The following is a 23,042-nucleotide window of genomic DNA, read 5'->3' as shown; positions in this document are numbered from 1 at the left end:
AGCAGGATGGCGGTTCGCTCGTACAGCGCCCGCCCTTCTTCCGTGAGCTTGAGTGTGCGTGCGCCGCGTTCGAACAGCCGAAGCTGGAGTGCGCCTTCCAATTCCGTGACGCGTCTCGAGAGTGTTGCCTTCGGCCGTCCGGTGGCACGGGCCGCTTTGCCAAAGCCGCGATGGCGGGCGACAAGATTGAAATCGGTAAGAGCAAGCAAGTCCATGACTGTTCCACCTATGAGACGGCGTGTCCAAATTAGTCGTCTATCGGGTCATCAGTGAACCGTCCATATTCGGGGTGTCAAGCAAACAAATCCGGAGACACTCCCATGGCCATTCTCGTTACCGGCGCCACAGGCAATATCGGCGCGCAAGTCATCCAGCACCTTGTCAACAAAGGCGCCGACGTTCGCGCGCTTGTTCGCGATCCCTCCAAGGCGAACTTCCCGGCCGGCGTTGCCGTTGTGACGGGCGACTTCCTCGATGTAGACTCGCTGCGCAGCGCATTCGAAGGCGTCACTACGCTCTTTCTGCTCAACGCTGTCGTACCGGACGAATTCACCCAGGCTCTGATCGCCCTCAACCTGGCACGCTCGGCTGGCATCGAACGGATCGTCTACCTGTCGGTGATCCACGCCGATGTCTACGTCAACGTTCCGCATTTCGCCGGCAAGTTTGCCGTGGAGCGGATGATCGAACAGATGGGCATGGCCGCCACGATCCTGCGCCCGGCCTACTTCATCCAGAACGACGTAGCGATCAAGGACGTCATCACAGGCTATGGTGTCTACCCGATGCCGGTCGGCGGCAGGGGCCTTGCCATGATCGATGTGCGTGACATCGCGGAGATCGCCGCCCTCGAACTGCTGCGTCGTGAACAGGCGCCTCAAGCGCTTCCTACCAATCGCATCAACCTTGTCGGTCCTGACACACTCACTGGCACGGACATCGCTGCTATCTGGTCGGACGTTCTTGGCCGACAGATCAACTACGGCGGCGGCGATACGGCGGCTTTTGAGCAAAACCTCAAGCAGTTCATGCCCCCCTGGATGGCCTACGACATGCGTATGATGGGTGAACGCTTCCTGACCGACGGCATGCTGCCCGAAGGCGGTGACGCCGAACATCTGACGACACTCCTCGGACGTCCACTCCACTCCTATCGCGAATTTGCCAAGGCAACCGCAGCGGCTGCTTGATGCAAGCCGCCCCACCATTTTGAAACAAGGACACCCGTCATGATCTATTCAACCGCCACTGTTCCCGTAAATCCTGAAGGCGAAACCACGCTCACCCGAGAGCAAATCTGGAAAGGCCTTGAACTAAAAGCGCGCGACGCGCGGCTGTTTCTTCCGCCCGGCCTCTGTACCCGCTGCGACGTCGTCGAGGAAAGCACGACGCATTTCGTTCGCGAAGCTACGATCGCGGGCTCTGACATCAGGGAAATCATCACTTTGGAGCCGCAGAGCAAGGTGACGTTCTTCCAGGCAACCGGCCCTCGCGAGGGCGCCATCATCAACGAACTGTTCGAGGATGAAGCCGGCGCGCTGCAGCTGAAATACTACTGCTACCTCGGGCTGCGCGGCAAAGAACCTGGCGGACCTGAAGAGCAGGCCGGACAGGGGCAGTTCGACAGCGACAAGGGATACAGATCGGCCCTGCTGTCTACGCTCAAACAGACCCGCGAGCTCTTGGCAGAGGGCAAGCTCTGATTTCTGCTATCATCAAAACCAATCGGGCGGCCTCGTGAGAGGCGCCCCAGCCTTTTACAGGGCCAGTCCTATGCTCACCTCAGGGTGAGTCCCACCCGCCTTGAGCGGAATCGAACCATCTGCCCACGCGTTGGTTCGTCAAGCGATTGAAAGTTCAATGGCTTCATGCAAGCGGAGCGTAGGCTGGAGCGTGACCGTTAATTATGGAACCGCTAATTCCAGCCGACCAAGGAACATTATGGTGAGCATACACACCTGTCGCAGCCGCGCTATTAGCGATACAAACCGCGGCTGGTCGTCCACCAGCTGCGTCGTTTTGTTATGTCTTCTACACCAGCTGTCCAGTCCAATTTGTGCACTCTAGGACTTCGGCGGGCATCAACTACCGCTCTATTCCAACGGGTGCGAAGGTATAGCTGCCACAACTTTGATTTCCACAAGAAGACCGGGATGGGCAAGTTCAGAGACGCCAATGCAAGTCCACGCGCATGTTCCGCGGGGGAAAATTCGGTCCTTTACCTTGCGAAAGGTATGCATGTGCTGCTGCAATCCGACATGGTACGTAGTCATTTCGACAACATCTTCGAAGCTGCAACCTGCCGCTGACAAAACGGTAGCTAAGTTGTCCCAACACGCCTCGAATTGCTTCTCTGGGTCGTTGATGACATTCATGTTGGCATCACGTCCAACCTGCCCCGCGCAGAAAACCAGGTTTTCGAAGCGTACTGCAGGGGCATAGCCTGCCCGCTCAACAATGGGCTTCATTGCCAGCGGCACGATAATTTCGCGTTTCACTAATGATCCTTTCTTCGTCCGCATCGGCTAAACCAAATTAGCTAAGTGAATGCACTGATGCGATGAGGTCGTTGTGTTGAAGCCGCCTTCGCCCGGATTAGGTTGAGACGATCAGGCAGGGCTCTTTGCCAATAACAAGCGACCGCCCAGCAAAATCAAAGCCGCCCCGGAGATCGTTTTGATCCTTCTGGCGATGTGCGGGCGATTGAGAAAACCAGTTACGCTGCCGACAAGGAGGACAATTGCGCCGTAAAAGCCTAAAGCGATCAGAGCATGTGTCAGAGCAAGCGCGGCGCCATTTGCAAGCACATCCTGTTGGTGGCCCTCCAAGAATTGGGGGAAGACGGCAACGTAAAAGATCGCCGGTTTGGGATTGAGGAAGTTGCTGAGATATCCGCGAACGAAGGCTCTCGGAGCTGTCAGGATCACTGGCGCCCGGCTTGGATTCCGGACAGGTGCCGTCAGACTTCGCAGCGACAAGAGAGATTTAATCCCCAGCCAGATGAGATAGGCTGCGCCCAACAATTTCATGACTGTGAACAAGATTGCCGACGCTGCGATCACCGCCCCCACTCCAACAAGTGCCAACGCGGCATGCGAAACGATGGCTGCGGCGAACCCTAATACCATCCCGAAGCCGGTTAGCTTCGCGTTGCTCGGCGCATTGGCTAGGAGCAGAGCAAGGTTAGGTCCTGGTGTCACCACGATCATGGTAACGATAGAGATAAATATGAAGTATTGATGCAGAGGGATGGACATGGCAACGGCCTTGCGGTTTAGGCACGATTAGGGGGTACTGCATTCGGCCGTTCTTCGGCCTGCATCATACGAAGGAGTTCGAGTCGAGACGAAGTTACCGGGCACAGTGCTCCCGGGCAACAGATATGCAGAGCTGCGTTTCAACGGGACTGAAAATTTGAGACGTTCCGCGCATCGGAGCGCGCTCCTGCTGTACCTTCCATGGCGCTCTACATTGAAGGCCCGCGACGACATCAGGCTTCAAAGCGCGATGTTGGATCGCGGGGACTCTCTGATGACAACGTTTATCCTTGGTGCAGCGATCACATCACTAGCAAGGCACGAGTCCAAACTCGCAAAACGCTGCAGCTAGTGAATTTGCAGAGTTACCGCGGTCCTTTTCTGTCAGTCGACAGCTTCCGCGGCCTCCTCGATCACCTTCGCAACTGCAGCCGCCTGCGAGATATAAATAGCGTGACTACCATCGATCTCCGTCACGGTTGAACCGGCGCGCTTGTACATCCAGCGCTCAAGGTCCGGATTGATCGTCATGTCGTCCTTCGCAACAATCCCGTAGCTAGGTTTGTCGTGCCAAGCGGCAATAGACACCGGCGCACTGGTGGCCGCGACGGCGACAGGCATCTGAGACCGGGCCATAAACTCGCCCTGCTCTTTGGGTAGATCCGCCCCGAAATCAGCTGCGAACTTTGCCGGGTCGATAAGCAGGAAGCCATCCTTTGTCGGCTTGATATCATTGGTGGGTGACGGCATCGATTGGAGCAGTTGTGCGGTGCTTTCGCCCTTTTCGGGCTGCAGTGCCGCAACATAGACAAGTGCCTTGACCTTGGGATCATTACCTGCTGCCGTGATGATCGTGCCCCCATAGCTGTGGCCGACGAGAACGACGTCCCCGTCCTGTTGATCAAGCACGCTCTTCGTGGCTGCAACGTCCTGATCCAGGCTTGTCAGTGGCTGCTGGACGATGCTGACATGATAGCCGTCGCGGGTCAGGATGTCATAAACGCCGCGCCAGCCCGAACCATCTACGAGCGCGCCATGGACAAGCACGATGTTGCGCGCCTCCGCTAAGGCTGGGGCTGTTAGGACAGCAGAAGACAAAAGCGCGGCAATGAGGCCAACGGCCGCTTTACTGAAGTTGGACATGGTCGGTAGTTCCTTGAGTTTTGTGCGTGGAATTGCGGAGGCTTTGAAAGCGCTGAATGACATGTCTCTCCTGGTCCAGGGAGCGATGGACATGATCGCTTGCGCTTACTGCTTGACTACAATTGGCGCCTTGATCGGCACGCGTTCATAGAGGTCGATAATGTCCTGGTTGAGCAGGCGCACACAGCCGGACGAAACGGCCTTGCCAATCGAGCGCCATTCCGGATTGCCGTGCAAACGATAGAGTGTATCTTGGCCGCCGGAGTAGATGTAGAGCGCACGCGCCCCCAGCGGGTTTTTCAGGCCCGGCTCCATGCCGCCATTCTCGATCGAATATTTGGCCAATTCCGGCTGGCGGGCGACCATCTCGTTCGGCGGCTTCCAACGCGGCCATTTCTGACGCCACTGAATGATGCCGTTACCCTGCCAGGCAAAGCCATCGCGCCCGATCCCGACACCATAGCGCATCGCGGTCCCGCCCGGCTGGACGAGATAGAGGAAGCGGGAGGGGGTGTCGACGACGATCGTGCCGGGCGCCTCGCCAGTCGGGTCGAGGACCTGCTGGCGATAGTAGCGCGGATCGATCTGCTTGTAGGGAACCGCCGGGATCAGAAAGCCGCCATCCTCGGTAGGACCGTACATGACAGCCAGTTCGGCATCTGTCGGCGCAGGAGCGATGTGGACAGGGCCGATCGGATCCTGGAGAGGCGTCGACTGTCGCCCCACCATCCGGCTCTTGCCGGCGGTGGAGACGCACCCTGCCAGGGCCGAGACCGCAGCCATCACCGAAAGCGACAGGAGGCTGCGGCGGGATAACGAGGTATCAAAGCTCACGCTCATTCCTCGTCCTGCCATCTGCGCAGATCCGTCTGGTCATGATAGGCCATGCGATCAGGCGTGGTGATAAACTCAATCATCGTGCCCCACGGCGCTCGGCAATAGCAGACCTTGTTTGCAGGACCTTTTTCGGTTGCGTAGGGAATAGCTCGTGGTGCCGTAAGGGCTGTTCCGCCAGCCTTCTCAAAGCGCTCTACCGATGCGTCGATGTCGTCGGTATAGACACCAAAATGCGTGATGCCGAAGTCGCTCGGTGTAACCGGTTGCGCTTGTTTGGGGCCGTGCATTTCAAAGAGCTCGATGTCAGGCCCGGTTCCGATCTTGACCATCGCCTGCGCACGCACAACCGTTCCCGGGTAAGCACCAGTGGCCCGCTCGAACTCGGGTCCCTGCCTGGCCGGATCCTGCGGCCCGAACGATTGGTAGATCACCTGGCCGCCAAAGGCTTCCACCAGGAACGATTTTGCCGCTTCGATGTCAGGCACCGTGATGCCGATGTGATTGACGCCGCGAATGACAGGTGCGGTCATGACAATTTTCCTTTCTTGTTAAATCGATGAACGCGATCGAGCTCAATTTGCCCGGTTCGCAGAGTTCACTTGGCCTTGAGGAAATCGATGAGAGCAGCGGCCACTTCATCCGGGCGCTCGTCCGCCACATAGTGACTGCAGCGGGCAATCGAGCCGCCAGTTACATCTGTGGCGAACTCCTTGAGCATCGCGACCATATGAGCACCGAAACGCTGCTCGCCGCCGAGACCTAAAACCGGAATCCGGAGCGGTTGCTTTTTGTATTCAAGCGCGGCCGCATGGTCGCCGGTCAGTGTGCGGTACCATTCCATGCCACCGCGCGTGCGACCAGGAAGTGCCATTGCTTTCGCATAGATGTCGATATCTTCAGGATTAAAGGTGCTGTGATCGTAAAACCGCTCCGCCATGAAGGCCGAAACATAGTCATGTTCGCGGCCATAAATCAGGCGTTCCGGCAGATCCCGATTAGCATGGAACGCGAAGTGCCAGATCTTTGCCGTCGTCGCCTCCCACTGGCTCCAGCCAGGAAGCGGAACATCGAGGACGGCAAGGTGAGTAACCGCATCTCGATAGATAGCGGCCTGCGGAAGCGCCACCATTCCGCCGATGTCATGGCCGCATACGGCATAGCGTTGATGCCCAAGGGCAATCATGACCTCGTGCGCGTCGCGCGCCATCGTCGCCTTATCGTAGCCGTCAAGCGGGCATTCGGAAAAGCCTGCGCCGCGTAGATCAATCGCCACCACGCTGAACTGCTCCGCCAGCAGCGGCATCACATGGTGCCATTCCCACCATGTTTCCGGCCAACCGTGAAGCAGAAGGATCGGGGGGCCGGAGCCGCCCGTGACGGCATTGATCTTGATGCCGTTCACCGGCACCAATTGCTGGGTAAACCCTTTCAATGTTGGGATCATGATGACTTTCCAATCGATGTGACGTTCAAGCAGAGCTAGCGATCAGATCAGGGCTGATCGAAATCGGTGGCAATCGAGATGTCGCGCCAGGTGTCGATATCGCGGCGAAACGAAGCCAGCTTTCGCTCAGCGATTGAATGCGCGACGGGCCCAAGCGGCAGATGAAGCGGGGCATTATCGGCGTCGACCGCCTGCAGGATCACTGCAACCGCCTTGTCGGGATCCCCTGCTTGATTGCCGTTGTTGGTTTCCCGATAGTGCCTGCGCGAACTCGCGGCGTATTCCGGCATCTCGTTGACCGCTATCGTGATCGAACGGCCGAGGAAATCGGTGCGAAACGGGCCAGGCTCGACGATCAGCACACGGATGCCGAACGGCTTCAGCTCACCGGCGAGCGCCTCGGAAACCCCTTCAACCGCAAACTTGGCGGCATTGTAGTATGCTGCGCCGCCGCTGCCCGCGATCCCTGCGCCGGACGACATATTGACGATCATTCCGCCCGAACGTCGCAAGGTCGGCAGCGCTGCTCTGGTGGTTTCGATGAGACCGAAAACGTTCACCTCGAACATCGGTCGATATTCTTCGGGTTTGCCTTCCTCAAGCGCCCCAAACAATCCGTAGCCGGCATTGTTCACAAGCACGTCAAAGCCGCCGAATGTCTCGACCGCCTTTGCGACTGCGGCTTTGGCTGCCGCCACATCCGTCACGTCGAGCGGCAAAGTGATCATGCGGTCGCCGAAAGGCTCAGCCATTTCTTCGATCGAGTTGACGTTGCGGGCAGTAGCGACAACCTGATCGCCCCGCTGTGCCGCAGCGATCGCCAGCCGTTGTCCGAAGCCGCTCGAGCAGCCTGTGATGAACCATGTTTTCATGACGTTTTCTCCGCGTGTTTTCGAACATGACTTGAATCTAGATGTTTAGATCTGTACTTGAAGTGACAGTTTTGTATTTTCAGCGTTCATTTTTGTAAGAGTCTGCCGTGGAATGGAGTGACGTAAAAATCTTCCTTGCGATTGCGCGATCCGGCACGCTCGGCGGCGCTGCGCGTGCTCTTCATACTAGCCATCCGACTGTCGGCAGACGGCTGCGTGCCCTTGAGGAGGCGATCGGCCACACGCTCTTCCAGCGGACCGCGGACGGTCTAGTGCTGACCGAGGAAGGCCATGGGATCATCACTCTGGCAGAGCAGATGGAAGAAGGCGCGCTGGCCATGGAGCGCCGGCTCGCCGGGCAGGAGCAAAACCTCAAAGGTAATCTGCGCATCTCGTCAGCAGACTGGTTCGGGGCCTATGTCCTACCTCCCATCGTGGCAGATTTCTCGAAAGCCTACCCCAATGTAGACGTCGAGATCCTGACCGGTACTCGCCTGTTCAACCTCGCCCAAAGGGAGGCCGACGTTGCCTTTCGCATCGTTCCGTTCGACACTGCCGATGTCATTCAACGGCGGCTCTTCAGGCTCGAATACAGCGTCTACATCGCCGAGGAGTCGCCTGACCCCAAATATGGCGACGGGACTGGTTTCCGTCTGATCACCCACGACACTTCGACCGGGCAGTTCCCCGACATAGCCTGGCTTGCCGAGAGTTTTCCGAACGCGAGACCCGTGCTGCGATCAAACAACCGAAACGTCCAGGGGCGAATGTGCAGGCAGGGTGTTGGGATCGCCGTCCTGCCCCGCGCAGTGGGCAATCAAATCCCGGGTATCCGCAGACTTGAACTACCCAAGCCCCCGCCGGCGCGAGACATCTGGATGGGATATCACCGGGACCTGCGACGTCTTCAGCGTCTTCGAGCATTTATCTCGACCGTCTCGGACCACCTCACAAATGCCCCTGCGTGGTAAGCCGCCCGAAAAAGATCGATTTTCCCCGCCGATCCACGGCTGCGCTTGGACAGCCGCGACAGACAACTTACTTCTTGGCCGCAATCTCCTCATGCCGCTCCACTACAGCGCCCACGATCATTGTCATCAGCCCTTCGACAAAGTGCCGACTGAGGCCAACATCATTGGCGATGCTCATCAGTCGATCCAATTGACGTCGCTCTCGCTCATTATCGATCGCCGGCAACGCCTGCTCGGCTTTCAAGTGGCCGACTAGCTCGGTACAGCGAAAGCGTTCGGCCAGAATATAGAGAAGGGCTGAATCCAGATTGTCGATGGTTCTCCGGTAGGACGCAAGTTGCTCTGCCGTATCATGTGTCATTTGAGTGTTTCCAAGCGGTTTCATTGGGGGCCGCAAAGCTTACGAGACAGGATGCATACCGCGACGCGAAAGGGCTATGCTCAGCCATATTGCCGACACCAGGAAATAAAACGCCCCGACCCCCGCATATCCGGCGACTGTGGAAATTGAAGGCTCCTGGGGCATTTGTGCTTGAAAGATAAAGAGACCGCCCGCTAATGCGGATTGGCCACCGCTCAAAATCATCGCCCACTGGCCGCCACTTGTTTTCCAACGTCGGACGGCAGTCCCAAGCTGCAGCAGCCCGGAAAAGATGGCCCATAGGCCGAAGGCGCCGAGAACCCAGTTCATGCTCATTGTCAGCGCCAAGATCACGGCAATCGTCATGATAGAACTTGCTGTGACGTTGATCATCTGGCTCCGGTTGACGGCAAAGCCACCGCTCCTGGCGGCATCAACGACGTTAGCGGCAGCATCCCAAGCCGGGTAGATAATCAGCAGTACGGCAGCAAGTGCGAAGGAATGCTGTCCGAGAGTCAACGCAGCCGCGACCCACAGCACCGAGAAGGCCGCCCGGATAAAATAATACTGCTTGAGCCACTGGTCGTTGTCGCGTGTGGCGCGGGAGGTCCGATTGTTCGACATTATTTTCTTCCACTTCCTGAATTGGTTTATGGATGGTTTGCGCAAGCGTCGTCAGACGAAGCCGACATGCTTGCCGAACGGCGTGTTCTCGTCCCATTCAGTACGTCCGATCCGCTCGCTTTCGCCGGAAAGTTTCCCGACTTCGGAAATACCAAAGTCCCGCGGTTCGTCTTGGGAATGAGCCTTTGCCTCGCCGGACTTCTCGCTCTCCAAGCGCATGCGCTTCTCGAACGCCTCGTTGATCGCCCCTTGCCGCTTTGCGACCCATCTGCCGTCAGGATCGGTTAAGATCGAACTAGTCTGGTTGATCTCGACCTGCCGTGACGACGCGACCGCGGGAATCGGCATCACTTCCTGAATTCTGCGTCTAGTCATGAACTATGATCCTTTGATTTACCGGGCGAACGCCTTAGATGCCGGCGTACCATTCGTACCCGCGATCTTCCCAATAGCCGCCGTTGCCGCCCCACAGGCCGGCGAAGCTGTCGACCAGCTCAATGCGCATGATGTACTTCGCCTGTTTGTAACCGAGCTGCCGCTCGACCCTCAGACGCAAGGGGGCGCCATGGCCAACGCTGAGATCCTGGCCGTTCATCTGGTAGGCAAGGATGGTTTGCGGATGAACCGCGTCGATGAGATCAATGCTCTCATAGTAGCGGCCGCTTCCATCGAGCGTCTTTTCGAGCTCGTCTGCACAATGCAGCACGACATAGCGCGCCGTGGGCTTGAGCCCGGTCAGATGCAGCAGGCTGCCGAGCGGAACTCCTGTCCATTTGCCGATCGCACTCCAGCCTTCGACACAGTCATGGCGCGTGATCTGCGTCCGGGACGGAAGCACCCTCAGATCGGCAAGCGAAAATTCTCGAGGTTGATCAACAAGACCGTCGATCTTCAGCCGCCAGTTTGCAAACTTGCCTTCCAGCAGTTCCGCATATTCCTCGCTATCGGGAACACTCGTTCCATTGACGCGAAACGATGGAGAAATGTCCTTCTCATCGAACTCGCGCGCCAGAGCATCGCGCCCCTGAAGCAGTCTTTGGGCCTTCATGGTCAATTGCTCGGCCGAACGAAGGATATTGGCGACGTCTGCGTTTTGGTCCAGCAGATCACATCCGGAAAGAGTCAGAGCACTGGCGCCCAGGCTGCTGCCAATCAGGAATCTGCGGCGAGTGAGAAACGTGCTCATGCGTTCGGTCCTTCCTCGTGGATAGCGTAACGTCCGGTGACCATCGAGCGGATGTTGTTCCAGGTCCCCGACAACACGACCATCGCCACATGCACGATGACGAAGATGACGAGCGCCGACGCTGTGATGAAGTGGATGGTACGCGCGGACTGGCGTCCGCCGAAGATATCGACCAGGGCGGGGAGAGCGGCGTCGATTCCGGGTGACATCGTGAGCCCGGTCAGCACCATCAGAGGCAGCAGAATGACAACCACTGCAAGGTAGGCCAGCTTCTGAAGGGCATTGTAGCGCTTGGCCTCCTCCCCTTTCGGAAAGCGCAGCCGAGCATGGTCGAGGACTTCACGGCCGAGGTGGCTCGGTGAGAGCTCATGCGCCGTTGGGGCGAGGTCGCGCCTGAAATGGCCGCTCAACAAGCTGAAGCCGAAATAGACGATGCCATTGATCACAAACAGCCAGGCGAAAAAGAAGTGCCAGCGACGACCGGCCGCAAGATCCTGAAACGACGGGATCGTCGCCCAGGACGGGAAAGCGCGTGCAGTCGGCTCCCCATCAACCTCGGAAACACCAAGCATACCGGTCGTCGGTATCTGTACCCCCACAACACGCACGAAACCGCTTGGCCCGGCCGCATCATCGGCACCGATCGTCAAGACAGCAGGATCACCGTCGGCGCCATAATGGCCCCAGTAGAGCTCGGGATGGGCGTTGAAGATCTGCAGACCGCTCAACAGAAGAAAGCTCAGGCAGAGCACGTTTAGCCAATGCGTGAGCCGGGTCACGACGGAGTGGCGGCGGATAAAGATCGTCCGAGGATATTGAACATTGTCATTGGAAGCGTCTGCGCTCATCTCAGCGTCTTTCATCTGTGCATTTAACGGCTGCAGACCAAGCAGCGTCGATCTGTAGTCGCTGGCCGAAGCAGTAAGGCGGCTGCTTCCGCCAGTGACGGCGTGGTCTTCACATGGGGGGAACCACGCCATTCTTGCCGACGACCACCTGGTGGGCGATCGGGCCTGTTGCAGCCTTTTCGGCGGTGATAAAGACAACGGCGCCGGGAATGAGATCATCCTTGGTGGCGGCGGCAATGGTCACGACAGGCGTTCCATCCGGAATGGCGATCTTCTTTTCCTTGCCATGATAGGTAACGGTGACCGTCCGGCCATCGACCCCTCTGACGGCATCTGCGACAGTCGCATTGGTCATGCTGCTGTCGGGCTTCAGATCCCAGCCGTAGCTGCCTTCGCCAAGGCCTTTCATTGCCGGCGGGAAAATGAGGACCTCAAGCGCGCCATCGCCACCATCGGCTTTTGGCAAGGATGCGATACCCACAAAATCGCCCGGCTTGATGTCGGTTACATTGGCATCCGCGACACCTGCCACCTTCCAGTCGTCGGCAAGCGCCACATCGATTGTTTCGCCTTCGCTCGTCTTCACTTTGAGCTCTGAACCCTGGTAGTCGACGATGCTGCCGCGCACATGGATCGGCGCGGCTTTCTTATCTTCAGCAGATGCGGGTGTTGAAAAGACGGTTACAGAAAAGACGCTGGCCAGCCCGAGGGCCAAAGCGGGGAAAGCATTTTTCATTTTTATCTTCCTACTAGTTGGTAGTTTCGAGGGATGTAATTACCTGGGGTCTTGGCACCCTAGGGTTAGTGAGGGACGGTAGGGGTAAGACGGGCGAGAGCTGGTGCAAGTATCGTCGAAAACACCTCCGGTTTCCCGTAGGCTCTCGCCGAGAGCATCGCGCCATACACCGTTGCTAGAAATGCTTCGGCTTCAACGTGCGGTTCGCTTGTGAGATTGAGCGCTCCACTTTTGCTTCCACGCTCCATCACCTTCGTCAGCCATGATGAAATAAAGCGAAAGAACTTCGTCACCTCGGTTGCAACTTCCGGCGGAAGAGATGGCAATTCACTGGCCAGCAAAGCGCATATGCAATATGGCCTGCTCGCATCTTCAATGCATTTCGACCAATGGTTTGCATAAACCTTGAGCGTGTCTAGTGCGTCCGGCACGTTCTGCTCAAGCGTAACGATGCTCGCCTCGCCATCTTCCCGGTAACGCTTGACCAGTTCACGCACCAGATCGGCCTTACTCGGGAAATGATGGTGGATACTGGCTTTGCGAATCCCGACCATTTCGGAGATATCTGCATAGCTGAAGCTATTGTAGCCCCCGCTCATCAAAATACTGCGCGCGGAGGCCAGGATGTCGTCGGAAGTGGTCGAAAGATTGCTCATGTGAGCCTTCTACCTTCTAGTAGGCAGGACGTCAAGAGCAATCCATCTTTTTGTTTAGCCGTCCGTCGAAATTGTGAGAGCTTTCCAAGCGTCGAGTTCTTGTTGCAAACGCTCGATCCGCGCTGTCACATGCCTGAGGGCATCGCTGCCGAGGAGGAGCTGCGGCGGGGGATTGTCCGATCCGATGAGAGTAAGCACCGCTGCGGCCAGCTTTTGGGGGTCACCGAGCTGCTTGCCGCTCGCGGCCTGGCGCGCCTCGCGAATCGGATCGAAGAGGCTATCGTAATCCGCGATTGACCTCTCCGTCCGGATCATGGAACGTCCCGCCCAGTCCGTGCGAAATGAGCCGGGGCAAAGCGTTGTCACGTGAACTCCGAACGGCGCCATTTCCGAGCGCATGACCTCGGAAATGCCTTGAAGAGCAAACTTGCTGCCGCAGTAATAAGCGATGCCGGGCATGGTGATCATCCCGCCCATCGACGTGACATTGACGACAAAGCCACGGCGGCGCTCGCGGAACCTCGGAAGAAACGCCTTAGCCACGGCGACGGCGCCGAACACGTTCACGTCGAACTGACGGCGCATCTCTTCGATTGGCGATTCCTCAAGAACGCCCTCATGACCGTACCCGGCATTGTTGATCAGCACATCGACCGGCCCGTGTTCGTCCTGGACTTGTCGGACGACGTCCGGGATGCGGTCGAATTCGGTGACGTCGCAAAGAACCGGGTGTAGCGTCGGAAGAGTGTCCGCCAAGGCTTTGCGCGAGGCCTCAGAGCGGATGGTGCCGATAACCTTGTGACCGGCGTCAATAGCGGCAGTGGCGATCGCCAACCCGAAACCCGAACTTACACCCGTTATGAAAAACGTTTTGCTCGACATTTTCGAAACTCCTTGATTTATACATGTTGACAGATAATCTGATGGCTCTCTTAGCTCGATTGCGAATCCTCTCGATATTTTGCCAAATCCTATGATTTATGAAGAACCGTCCGTTGGCCATGACCGGCTTGTCGCCCTGGCGGGGCAACTTGCTCCTCGTCTCGGCTACAATCAGACGGCAATCGGTTGTGTCCGTATCCTGCGCACTGAAGCAGTCCTCAACGACGTGCCGGTTCTCTATAAGCCGGGGGCAGTCTTCGTATTACAGGGAAGCAAGTACGGCATCTTGGATGGGGAAGCCTACCTTTACGATGAGGATCACTATCTTGCCGTTTCGGTACCCGTTCCCTTCAGGATGACTTCCAGAGCCAGTCAGCAGAGGCCGTTGCTGGCGATCTATCTCGAGTTCGACATGCAGGTGGCGGCAGAAATCGCCATGCAGGTCGAACAACATGCAGGTTCTCCGAGCGCCACGCCGAAAGGGCTATTCTCCAGCAGGATGGACCGCAGCATCCAGGACGTGCTGCTACGCCTGGTCAAGGCGCTCCAAAGCCCGGCCGAGGTCGCTGTGATCGGAAGCTCCATCCTGCGCGAATTGCACTACCGCGTCATGGTCGGCCCGCAAGGCGGCGCGATGATCGCGGCCCTTCAGCGAAAGGGGACGTCTGGAAAACTGGTCGAAAGCGTAGCGTGGCTGCGCGAGAACTATGGTTCTGACATCACTGTCGCGGATCTTGCCAAAAGCGTGGGCATGAGCGTCCCTTCGTACCACGTTCATTTCAAAAACCTGACCGGCTCAAGTCCGATGCAATACGTAAAGGCGATGCGACTCCACGAGGCGAGACTCATGATTGCGCGCCAGAGCGGGACCATTGCTGCCGTGGCTGCATCGGTCGGTTATGTCAGTCCCGCTCAATTCAGCCGCGATTTCAGACGGCATTTCGGGCGTACGGCATCGGAAGAGGTGAAATGGGTCCAACAGCACCTTGGAGAACAGGTTTAACCCCATTCGCCAAGACCTGAACCCAGAGCGCCTCGTACGAGATATCCGCCGAGCCACAACCGGCAGCACATCAATCCAGTGCCGCCCTAAGAGCCGCTTCACAGTGAATGAGGGTCGTATCGAAGACAGGGACGGCGACATTATCCTGGTCCAACAGCATGCCCACCTCCGTGCAACCAAGGATAAGACAGTCGCAGCCTCGATCGATCAGTCGCTGCGCAATCAATTCGTACGTCGAACGGCTTGCATTGGTTACGACATCGCAACACAGCTCGTCGTAGATGATGCGATGAGTCTCCGCTCGATCTCCGGCTTCAGGAATTGTCGGCAACAGTCCCCGGGCAGCCAGGCGGTCGGTATAGAAGTTATGCTCTATGTGAAGGCGGTCGCCATCAGGCCCGGCTTGCGAAAGCCGCCGTCGAGGATCGCCGTCGCCGTGGCGTCCGCGATGTGTACGAACGGGATCGACACCCCGGCCAGGATCCTGTCCGCCACCTTGTGCATGGTGTTCGTCGCCAGGATGAGGAGCTCGGCGCCACCACGCTCCAAAGCAATGGCTTTCTCATTCAGGATATCTGCCGCCGCTTCCCAATTGGAAGACACCTGCAACCTTTCGATTTCATCAAAGTCGACGGATCGTATGAGAAGCTCAGGAGAATGAAGTCCTCCCAGGGTCTCGCGGGTGAGCCGGCAGAGTTCACGATAGTAAATCTGCGTCGAGGCGGCGGACATTCCGCCAAGTATGCCGATGGTCTTCAAATGCTTTCTCCGGTTCCATCTGTTTCAGGTTCGCGCAAAAGTATGCATCCAGGGCGGAGGCGCGAAATCCCAAGGCTAGCGGTTCTAAGGCGTGTATACTCCATGTTTCTCCACCTTTTTTCGGTGCCGTTGAACAGAACGCGGTGCTCGAAGCGTACGGTCCGCCGCCTCGCGCCAATACTCAGGCGCTTATGCCGCCATCGACAAGAATACCCGAGCCGGTGATGTAGGCTGCACCTGGACCAGCGAGGAACGCAACGGCCTCTGCCACTTCCCTGGTTCTGCCGTACCGGGCGATCGACAGTTTTGGCAGGATGGCAGGCGCGAGAGCACCGTCGGAAGGGTTCATCTCAGTGTCGATCGGCCCCGGTCGGACCAGATTGACGGTAATCTCCCTCGGACCCAGTTCACGCGCCAGACCGCGCGTGAAGCTTTCCAGCGCTGATTTGGTCGCCGCATAAACCGCGATTCCTGCAAATGGCACCGCCAGGCCTGCATTGCTTCCGGTGCTGATGATACGGCCGCCATTCGGGATGTGTTTCAGCGCTGCCTGAGTGATCAGAAACACGCCGCGAACATTGACGTTCAGTTGCAGATCTATTTCCTCCAGTGGCTGTACCGCGAAATCTCCTGCGAAGAGGACGCCGGCATTGTTAACCAGAATGTCGAGGCCGCCAAGTTCAGCGACGGTCCGCTCGACGGTAGCCGTCGCGGCGGCCGTGCTTGCTGCATCGGCCTGAATGGCCACAGCTTTGCGGCCCATAGTTCTGATCTCGGCGGCGAGAGCTTCGGCTTTTTCGGCCGACTTCTCATAGGTGATCGCAACGTCGGCACCATCTTTAGCCAGCTTCAGCGCGATAGCCGCGCCGATCCCGCGTGCTGCACCGGTAACAAGCGCGCTCTTACTCGAAAGAGGAAGATCATGGATGTTGTTCATGGCGGTTTTCTCCGAAATAGTTCTGTTTCAAGCTGTAGAGAATGGTCCTCTTGTGGGGACCGACGTGGAGGCGGGAATGATCAAGCCGTCAATGCAGGGTTGGTCATTGAGCCCGTCAATGCGCGTGCTCATCGGCGCACCGCGTTGTTCGACGGAAGGCCGGCGGAAAGCCATCCTGCGACGAGAAGACAGAGTGCGATTGCGACTGCTGCCAGACTATATGCCCGGCCGATGGATCTGGCATCGGTTGCAGACCCCAAAATCAAGAAGAACAACCCGCCAATGAGTGCAACCGCGAATGCGCCGCCAATCTGAAGTGTGGAATTGATGAGGCCGGAGGCCAGTCCCGATTGTGGTCTGGCGACGCGCTGCACGACGCTCTTCAAAAGGTTTGGAAGCGCGATCCCCTGCCCCGCTCCAATGAGAAAGAGCGCTAGAGAAAGAAACTGGGCATAATCACTTGAGATCAGGGCGGCCGTTGCAAACAGGCCGCCGGCTTGCAGCCCCATGCCAATGGCAGCGGAGTATCTTCCAAAGAAGCGGAGGACGCGCTCGCTTGCAAAAGGGCCAAGGACAAAACCGGCTGCGGCAGGCAGGATGGCCAGCCCGGCTTCAAATGGCGTGCGGCCAAGGCCGCTCTGTTGATAAACCGAGAATACGAGCCAGAATGCCGCCAGAGAGTAGAAGAAGAAGGCAGCTGTCAACCCGCGCTTCAACCCCGAGACGTTCAGCAGGCTTGGTTCAAGGATAGGATTTCCGCCCGCTGTCTCGACGTATCGCTCATACCGCCAGAACAAGACGAAAAGCAGTGGTGAAGCACAGAGCATTAGAAGCAACCAGATTGACCACCCCTGCTCCCGGCCCTCGATCAGCGGCGCGATCAGGGCAGAAAGTGCGAGCGCGACCAGCAAGGCTCCGCCCAAATCCAGCTTGCTTGGGTGTTCCGAGCGGGTTTCGCGCAACATGAAGGAGGCCAGCGGCGCAGCGATCGCGATCACCGGGAGGTTGATCAGGAAAATGGCCCTCCATCCGAGACCGAAGATATTCAGTGCGATTAGCGCTCCGCCGAGAAACAGACCAACCATCGATGCCACCCCAAAAGTCAGGGCATAAAAGCTGAGGGCTTTTGATTTTTCGTGGTCTGGGAAAATCGCATTGATGGAAGCCAAGGCTTGCGGTGCCATAATTGCCGCTGCAAACCCCTGAATGATACGGCCGGCGACCAACGCGGCTGGAGACCAGGCAAACCCGCATAAGGCAGATGCGGCTGCAAACCCGATCATCCCAACCAAAAAGACATTTCGTCTACCATAGAGATCTCCAAGCCTGCCGCCAGTGATCAGCATCACAGCATAGGTGGTGGCGTAACCGGAGATAATCAGCTGCATCGTTGACGCAGAGGCTCTGAAATCCGCCCGGATCGAGGGCAGCGCCACATTGACGATGAAGAAGTCAAGCGGTGGCAAAAAGGCGCCGGTCAAAAGGATGATCAGTGCAATCCATCGACGTGGATCGAGTTTGTCATCGGGATTGCTCGTGTCTCTCATAAGTGTCTCCACATCGACCAAAAAATCGATCGAAGGTTTGCAATGTTAAAAATTTGGAACCTATTGGTTCCAAATTGAAGTCAGCCAAGCGCCTTTAGCGCCAGTTCGACCATGGCCCTCGTCTCAGCGCGATCCGCTCCTGCTTTGGCAAGGACCCGCATGCCCTGAATCTGACACACGAGGAACCTGGCAAGCGTTCGTTCATCCAGCTCGGGATCGATTTCGCCCAAGGCCTGCGCTCTTATTATCGCCGCCGCATAAAGATCTTGCAGCCGCCGGAACAGCCGGGAAATACGTGGTGCGACCTCTTTATCCTCTGGAAGCATCTCGACGGCTGCAAAGACGACAAAGCATCCACGCAAACCTTCCTTTCCCGATGCTTGATCCACTTGTTGAGAAAAAGCTTCTAAAATCGCGGCTTTGGGCGACGGATTGGAATGAAGCGCTTCACCGACCGAGCGAACGGCGTCCTCAATGTAAGCGTCGAGTGCGCGCAGATAGACGCCTCTCTTATCGACGAAAGCCTTATAAAAGCTGCCTCTGGAAAGTTTCATACCCTCAAGCAAGTCGGGAAGGGATGCTTCGTGATATCCACGATCCCAAAATACGTGCATTGCTTTTCGAACTGCTTCATCGAGTTCAAATTCTCTAGGGCGACCAACGGACGCGGATATTTGAGTACGCTTGACCATGGAGACTATATGGAACCATTCGGTCCATAATGCAAGCGATATTTTCGGGATGACGCGGCAAACATTCAGCACCCAACTTAGTTAGCAACGCCGATCGACAGGATAGTCCAGAGAGAATTCCCTGACCGCCATCAAAATCGGCATAAGCCCGCGGCCTGCTGAACTCAGCGAGTACTCGACTCGAGGAGGCTGCTATTGAAAGTCGTGTCGGATTATGAGGCCGTCAATTTCCAGTTCCCTGAGATGTTGCGTTAGCATCTTCTGGGATATCCCAGGTATGTCTCTCATGAACTGCGATGCCCGCAATGATGGTTCGGCGAACAACCGGAAAAGGATCGGCAGTTTCCAGCGTCCTGTGATCATCCGAAGCACCCTGCTGACATGAAAGACAGAACCGTCGGCTCCGAGACACGTCGCCCTGTCCTCGACAGGCACTTTAAAGTGCGTAATTGCCTGCTTCATCAACGAACCTCATATCTGCAGAAGACGATAACACGGATCAAATATCATGGACTTACAACTCCAGAACAAGGTTGCGCTGGTCACGGGAAGCAGCAAGGGAATTGGCGAGGGTGTGGCCAGAGGCCTCGCAAAGGAAGGGGCAACCGTTCTTGTCCACGGTCGCGACCGAATGAAAACGGAGGAAGTCGCGCATGACATCATATCCTCTGGAGGTCGGGCATTCGCGGTAGTCGGTGACCTGACAGTGTCGGATCAGGTTGACCGTCTTGTTAGGGATTCCAAGGCTACAGCAGGGTCGATCGACATCCTGATCAATAATGCCGGCGGATCTGCCCCGGCAGAGGATTGGACCTCAACGAACTCTGAGACATGGGCGGCTGTCTATGACAGGAACGTGCTCGCATCTGTGAGGATCATCTCGCTCGTTCTGCCCGCAATGAAAGCGTCGCGGTGGGGTCGGATCATAAACATCTCAAGCTTGGCGGCCCTGATGCCGCCTGCAAGTCGACCGGACTACTCTGCCGCCAAAGCAGCCATGATCGCGATGACGGCGTCGCTCGCAAAATACGTTGCTGCACACGGCATCACCGCAAACACCGTGTCGCCTGGAACGGTGCATAGCATCAGTTTGGATGTAAGCATCCGGCGTAGGCCGCGGATGGGTCTTCATCATCCGGTCAGTGGCGTTTGTTCTGGCTTTTTGCGAATCCAGCTTTTCCGAGGGTTCGGCGGCGCGCGAGTTTGGCTATTCGATCATTGATCATATCGACGCCAATATCATTCGGCTCGAAGCGCGCCCCATACCATTCCACGACTTCGCGGTGTTGCGCATTTCGAGGTTTTGCCATTGCGTTGAGGAAGTCCTCGAAACCGGGCAAGCCGCCAACATCTTCCGGCGGCGCGCGCCGGTCGCCGTCGACGAAGCGCGGATATTCGACTGCTGGATCGGCGTCCATGACGGCCTCGACAGTGATCGAATGCCGCCAGTCGTCGCCGAAGTCATAGGTATAGTTGAAGGTGGTTATGCCGCGATCCACCAGAGCGCCGATCCTGACGTTGCGAGCTGCATAGGTCTCGCGACCCATGTCCCATTCGGGATCAGGAACGGCATAACGCTTGCCGCCGGCATTGAACTCGAAGAGGTGGTAATCCTTAAACAGCATGACGGCCTGGATGACGTCGTGCAGCCCCTTCAGGCTGGTAGTGATCGGGACCTCGACCCTGCGCCATATTGTCGGCTCGATATTATCGAGCTTGATGTGAAGCCGGGCGATGCGTTCGCTGGAGGTCATGATGCCAATGCCATGGGTGCCTGTGCCGGTGTCCAGTTCCACGGCAGCAATTGCTCCAACCTGGTGATCGGCGTGTCGGCGATACGGGCGAGAATGTCGGCGAGCCAGGCCTGCGGGTCGATGTCGTTGAGCTTGGCGCTAGTGATCAATGTCGCCATGAACGCCGCACGTTCAGCACCACGATCCGATCCGGCAAACAGCCATGACTTCCTGCCGAGTGCAAAGCCTCTGAGCGCTCGTTCGGCGGCGTTGTTCGTCATGCAAATCCGGCCATCGTCGAGGAATGACGTGAAGCCATCCCAGCGCTTGAGCATGTAGTCGATTGCCTCGGCGACGGGAGAACTGCGCGATAGTTTTGCCCGCTCGATTTGCAGCCAATCGTGCAGTTCTTCGACAAGCGGCTGGCTGTCCTTGCGGCGACGCTCCATGCGCTGGTCAGCGCTTAGACCGTTGATCTCCCGTTCGATATCGAACAGGGCATCGATCCGTTTGACGGACTCCAATGCCATTGGCGAGATCGGCGCAGCTTTGCTGCCACGCTTAGCGTTCGCGGCGATGTCGGCCAGCACGAAGAACTTGCGGCGTGAATGCGCCCAGCAGAGTGCCTGGCGCAGAGGCAGGGGTTCGCGATCTACCTTGAACAGCGGATTGTAGCCGCCATAGGCATCCGCCTGCAGAATGCCGGAGAAGGTCTTCAGGTGGCGTACGGGATGCTCCTGTCGCCGGTCTCGCGATGAGTAGAACAGTGCCGCAGGCGGTGACAGCCCGCCAAACGGCCGGTCATCCCGGACATAGGTCCAGATGCGGCCCGTATCGGTCTTTCCCTTCGCCAGGATGGGCACGGTCGTGTCGTCGCCATGCAGCCGCTCGGCCGCCAGGACATGGGCCTCGATCAACGAATGGATTGGCTTCAAGGCCGTGGCACACGCGCCGACTTGATCAGCAAGCGTCGACAGGCTGAGGTCGACCCCCTCTCGGGCGTAGCGCTCACTCTGGCGATTGAGCGGCTGATGCTGGGCGAACTTCTCGAACAGGATCATCGCCAGAAGGTTCGGGCCGGCAAAGCCGCGAGGTGTCACATGGAAGGGTGCTGGCGGCTGTGTAATCTTCTCGCATTCGCGGCAGGAGAACTTCTCCCGCACTGTCTGAATGACCTTCCACTGACGCGGGATGACCTCCAGGGTCTCGGTGATGTCCTCGCCGAGCTTCGACATTTTGGCCGATCCACAGCAGGGGCAACTGGCTGGGGCGGCGATAGCGACACGTTCGCGCGGCAGATGTTCAGGAAAGGGCTTGCGTGACGGACGCTTGCGCTCGAAGGCCCTGACAGCCGAGGCGCTGGCTGCGATCTCCGCTGCCAGTTCATCTTCGCCGGCATCAGCTTCAAGTTCTTCGAGTTGCAGTTCCATCTGTTCGAGAAGCCGAGCCTTGCGCTCCGAGCGACTGCCGTAAAGCTCGCGGCGAACCTTCTCGATCTCCAGCTTCAACCGAGCGATCAGCGCCTCGGAATGCGATACGAGCGCTTTCGCGCTGGCGGCCTCTGCTTTGGCCGTCGCCGCTTCTGCCTCGGCAGCAACACGCCGCGCGCGCTCTTCGGCAAGCAGTGCGAGTGCACTGGCAAGGTCGTCCGCAAGCTGTTCGACGGGGGTGTTCATGGCGAGATGGAATCATATTTTCTCCCGCCATTCCAGCATTTTTGCTTATCCGGCCGAGGTCGGTCGCCAGGTTTTTTGTGGCATCCGCCAGTCGATACCTTCCAGCAAATAGCCGAGTTGCCCAGGGGTAATCACCACCGTCCCGTCGGCCGCCGACGGCCATATGAAGCGTCCTCGTTCCAGCTTCTTCGTGAACAGGCAGGCTCCCTGGCCATCATGCCAGATCACCTTGATCAGGCCACCGCCACGTCCGCGGAAGACGAACAGGTGTCCGCACATCGGATCACGCTTCAACGTCTCCTGCACCATCAGTGACAGACCGGGAAAGCCCTTGCGCATGTCCGTATGGCCCGTCGCCAGCCAGACCTTCACACCAGCAGGAACCGGGATCATCGCCGACCCAGCACACAATCGAGAATACGGCCAAGCGCCTCCGTGTCGATGTCGCTGTCCACGCGGACACGACGACCGCGGCCCAGATCAATCGTCACATCACTGCGCTTCCGGCGGGGATGCGATGAGGCCGGCGCTTCCGAGGCAGCAGGCTGGGCTGCGGGCGCGGCCTCTGAAACGATCACGGGCACCAAGGTGCTCGATACCGGCGTCGACGGCTCCTCGATCCGGCAGAGTTCCTTGCGCCACCGGAAGAGCTGGCTCACGTGGATGCCGGCCGATCGCGCAATCTCGGAAAGAACCGCGCCAGGCGCAAGGCAGGCTGCAACCAGCCGCTCTTTGTCCTCGCGAGACCAGCGCCGGCGGCGCTCGACAGACGTGATCACTTCAATCGGATGCTTGGTCATAGGACTACTCCTAGTGTTTGCACTAGGACTTCCGATGTTCGCATCAACCTCGCAAGACGGCCCTCACCGTGGGCTTAC

Annotated in this window: 27 protein-coding genes and 3 pseudogenes; 5 read left to right on the top strand and 25 right to left on the bottom strand. The window is 57.8% G+C overall.

The window, feature by feature from the left end; all coding sequences use genetic code 11:
• Positions 1-215 (bottom strand): LysR family transcriptional regulator (locus tag BSG19_RS25175; protein ID WP_139274833.1); only part of this gene is annotated, 215 nt, incomplete at its 3' end.
• A 105-nt stretch (positions 216-320) separates the two neighbouring features.
• Here BSG19_RS25175 and BSG19_RS25170 point away from each other — a divergent pair.
• On the top strand, positions 321-1,190 hold the full coding sequence (locus BSG19_RS25170) for an SDR family oxidoreductase (RefSeq protein ID WP_092990747.1): 870 nt from the start codon (positions 321-323) through the stop codon (positions 1,188-1,190).
• A gap of 39 nt (positions 1,191-1,229) precedes the next feature.
• Complete coding sequence (locus tag BSG19_RS25165) at positions 1,230-1,703, top strand: SRPBCC family protein (RefSeq protein ID WP_092990746.1); 474 nt, start codon at positions 1,230-1,232, stop codon at positions 1,701-1,703.
• A gap of 390 nt (positions 1,704-2,093) precedes the next feature.
• On the opposite strand, the gene BSG19_RS25160 is transcribed toward BSG19_RS25165, so the two are convergent.
• The 7 genes from BSG19_RS25160 to BSG19_RS25130 all read right to left on the bottom strand — a co-directional run bounded on the left by BSG19_RS25160 (position 2,094) and on the right by BSG19_RS25130 (position 7,553).
• Complete coding sequence (locus tag BSG19_RS25160; RefSeq protein WP_205837081.1) at positions 2,094-2,498, bottom strand: RidA family protein; 405 nt, start codon at positions 2,496-2,498, stop codon at positions 2,094-2,096.
• Positions 2,499-2,609: 111 nt separating this feature from the next.
• Positions 2,610-3,257 (bottom strand): LysE family translocator, encoded by a 648-nt coding sequence (locus BSG19_RS25155; RefSeq protein ID WP_035201353.1) that lies wholly within the window; start codon positions 3,255-3,257, stop codon positions 2,610-2,612.
• A gap of 384 nt (positions 3,258-3,641) precedes the next feature.
• Complete coding sequence (locus BSG19_RS25150; RefSeq protein ID WP_035201636.1) at positions 3,642-4,400, bottom strand: alpha/beta fold hydrolase; 759 nt, start codon at positions 4,398-4,400, stop codon at positions 3,642-3,644.
• 105 nt (positions 4,401-4,505) lie between these two features.
• On the bottom strand, positions 4,506-5,234 hold the full coding sequence (locus BSG19_RS25145; RefSeq protein WP_080671401.1) for a L,D-transpeptidase: 729 nt from the start codon (positions 5,232-5,234) through the stop codon (positions 4,506-4,508).
• Between the two features lie 2 nt (positions 5,235-5,236).
• A complete protein-coding gene (locus BSG19_RS25140; protein WP_035201356.1) occupies positions 5,237-5,767 on the bottom strand; it encodes a VOC family protein in 531 nt (176 codons plus the stop codon).
• Positions 5,768-5,832: 65 nt separating this feature from the next.
• Complete coding sequence (locus tag BSG19_RS25135) at positions 5,833-6,681, bottom strand: alpha/beta fold hydrolase (protein WP_092990745.1); 849 nt, start codon at positions 6,679-6,681, stop codon at positions 5,833-5,835.
• A gap of 47 nt (positions 6,682-6,728) precedes the next feature.
• Positions 6,729-7,553 (bottom strand): oxidoreductase, encoded by an 825-nt coding sequence (locus tag BSG19_RS25130; RefSeq protein ID WP_092990744.1) that lies wholly within the window; start codon positions 7,551-7,553, stop codon positions 6,729-6,731.
• Between the two features lie 107 nt (positions 7,554-7,660).
• Here BSG19_RS25130 and BSG19_RS25125 point away from each other — a divergent pair, with 107 nt between their 5' ends.
• Positions 7,661-8,524, top strand: coding sequence for a LysR family transcriptional regulator (locus BSG19_RS25125; RefSeq protein WP_092990743.1), 864 nt, complete (start codon positions 7,661-7,663; stop codon positions 8,522-8,524).
• 67 nt (positions 8,525-8,591) lie between these two features.
• Here the strand turns inward: BSG19_RS25125 and BSG19_RS25120 are convergent, their stop codons facing one another.
• The 8 genes from BSG19_RS25120 to BSG19_RS25085 form a co-directional block, all read right to left on the bottom strand.
• On the bottom strand, positions 8,592-8,885 hold the full coding sequence (locus BSG19_RS25120) for a chorismate mutase (RefSeq protein ID WP_092990742.1): 294 nt from the start codon (positions 8,883-8,885) through the stop codon (positions 8,592-8,594).
• A 39-nt stretch (positions 8,886-8,924) separates the two neighbouring features.
• A complete protein-coding gene (locus tag BSG19_RS25115; RefSeq protein ID WP_092990741.1) occupies positions 8,925-9,509 on the bottom strand; it encodes a hypothetical protein in 585 nt (194 codons plus the stop codon).
• 51 nt (positions 9,510-9,560) lie between these two features.
• Entirely contained in the window at positions 9,561-9,884 is a 324-nt protein-coding gene (locus tag BSG19_RS25110) for a hypothetical protein (RefSeq protein ID WP_092990740.1), read from the bottom strand.
• Positions 9,885-9,918: 34 nt separating this feature from the next.
• Complete coding sequence (locus tag BSG19_RS25105) at positions 9,919-10,695, bottom strand: molybdopterin-binding protein (RefSeq protein WP_092990739.1); 777 nt, start codon at positions 10,693-10,695, stop codon at positions 9,919-9,921.
• Complete coding sequence (locus BSG19_RS25100) at positions 10,692-11,543, bottom strand: cytochrome b/b6 domain-containing protein (RefSeq protein WP_092990738.1); 852 nt, start codon at positions 11,541-11,543, stop codon at positions 10,692-10,694. The genes BSG19_RS25105 and BSG19_RS25100 overlap by 4 nt, the downstream gene beginning before the upstream one ends.
• Before the next feature lie 109 nt (positions 11,544-11,652).
• On the bottom strand, positions 11,653-12,279 hold the full coding sequence (locus tag BSG19_RS25095) for a hypothetical protein (protein WP_092990737.1): 627 nt from the start codon (positions 12,277-12,279) through the stop codon (positions 11,653-11,655).
• A 65-nt stretch (positions 12,280-12,344) separates the two neighbouring features.
• Positions 12,345-12,935: a TetR/AcrR family transcriptional regulator gene (locus BSG19_RS25090; RefSeq protein WP_092990736.1), complete on the bottom strand. Its 591-nt coding sequence runs from the start codon at positions 12,933-12,935 to the stop codon at positions 12,345-12,347.
• A 54-nt stretch (positions 12,936-12,989) separates the two neighbouring features.
• Entirely contained in the window at positions 12,990-13,817 is an 828-nt protein-coding gene (locus tag BSG19_RS25085) for an oxidoreductase (RefSeq protein WP_035201380.1), read from the bottom strand.
• A 91-nt stretch (positions 13,818-13,908) separates the two neighbouring features.
• Between BSG19_RS25085 and BSG19_RS25080 the strand changes: the two genes are divergently transcribed.
• Positions 13,909-14,820, top strand: coding sequence for an AraC family transcriptional regulator (locus BSG19_RS25080; RefSeq protein ID WP_092990735.1), 912 nt, complete (start codon positions 13,909-13,911; stop codon positions 14,818-14,820).
• A 70-nt stretch (positions 14,821-14,890) separates the two neighbouring features.
• On the opposite strand, the pseudogene BSG19_RS25075 reads toward BSG19_RS25080, so the two are convergent.
• From BSG19_RS25075 to BSG19_RS25055, 5 genes and pseudogenes are all read right to left on the bottom strand, one after another.
• Positions 14,891-15,579 (bottom strand): annotated as a pseudogene (locus BSG19_RS25075) (aspartate/glutamate racemase family protein).
• 181 nt (positions 15,580-15,760) lie between these two features.
• Positions 15,761-16,516, bottom strand: a complete 756-nt coding sequence (locus tag BSG19_RS25070) for an SDR family oxidoreductase (RefSeq protein WP_092990734.1) — start codon at positions 16,514-16,516, stop codon at positions 15,761-15,763.
• A 128-nt stretch (positions 16,517-16,644) separates the two neighbouring features.
• Complete coding sequence (locus BSG19_RS25065) at positions 16,645-18,063, bottom strand: MFS transporter (RefSeq protein WP_092990733.1); 1,419 nt, start codon at positions 18,061-18,063, stop codon at positions 16,645-16,647.
• Positions 18,064-18,143: 80 nt separating this feature from the next.
• On the bottom strand, positions 18,144-18,677 hold the full coding sequence (locus BSG19_RS25060; RefSeq protein ID WP_092990732.1) for a TetR/AcrR family transcriptional regulator: 534 nt from the start codon (positions 18,675-18,677) through the stop codon (positions 18,144-18,146).
• 159 nt (positions 18,678-18,836) lie between these two features.
• A pseudogene (locus BSG19_RS25055) lies at positions 18,837-19,217 on the bottom strand (helix-turn-helix domain-containing protein).
• 46 nt (positions 19,218-19,263) lie between these two features.
• Here BSG19_RS25055 and BSG19_RS25050 point away from each other — a divergent pair.
• Positions 19,264-19,851 (top strand): annotated as a pseudogene (locus tag BSG19_RS25050) (SDR family oxidoreductase); the annotation flags it as partial.
• A gap of 43 nt (positions 19,852-19,894) precedes the next feature.
• On the opposite strand, the gene BSG19_RS25045 reads toward BSG19_RS25050, so the two are convergent.
• The 4 genes from BSG19_RS25045 to BSG19_RS25030 are packed head-to-tail and all read right to left on the bottom strand — an operon-like array spanning position 19,895 to position 22,964.
• A complete protein-coding gene (locus BSG19_RS25045) occupies positions 19,895-20,551 on the bottom strand; it encodes a plasmid pRiA4b ORF-3 family protein (protein ID WP_244529324.1) in 657 nt (218 codons plus the stop codon).
• Positions 20,506-22,164 carry an IS66 family transposase gene (locus BSG19_RS25040; protein WP_092989648.1) on the bottom strand — a complete coding sequence of 553 codons (1,659 nt, stop codon included), beginning with the start codon at positions 22,162-22,164 and terminating at the stop codon, positions 20,506-20,508. The genes BSG19_RS25045 and BSG19_RS25040 overlap by 46 nt, the downstream gene beginning before the upstream one ends.
• A 45-nt stretch (positions 22,165-22,209) precedes the next feature.
• The gene (tnpB, locus tag BSG19_RS25035; RefSeq protein WP_037103542.1) at positions 22,210-22,557 is read right to left on the bottom strand and encodes an IS66 family insertion sequence element accessory protein TnpB; all 348 of its coding nucleotides are present in this window, start codon (positions 22,555-22,557) and stop codon (positions 22,210-22,212) included.
• Positions 22,554-22,964, bottom strand: coding sequence for an IS66-like element accessory protein TnpA (locus BSG19_RS25030; RefSeq protein ID WP_092989649.1), 411 nt, complete (start codon positions 22,962-22,964; stop codon positions 22,554-22,556). The genes tnpB and BSG19_RS25030 overlap by 4 nt, the downstream gene beginning before the upstream one ends.
• Positions 22,965-23,042 lie beyond the last annotated feature (78 nt).

This window comes from Rhizobium sp. NFR03 (assembly GCF_900111275.1).
Lineage (GTDB): Bacteria > Pseudomonadota > Alphaproteobacteria > Rhizobiales > Rhizobiaceae > Ferranicluibacter.
The sequence above is the reverse complement of the archived record's forward strand: the minus strand, read 5'-3'. Positions and strand labels throughout refer to the sequence as shown.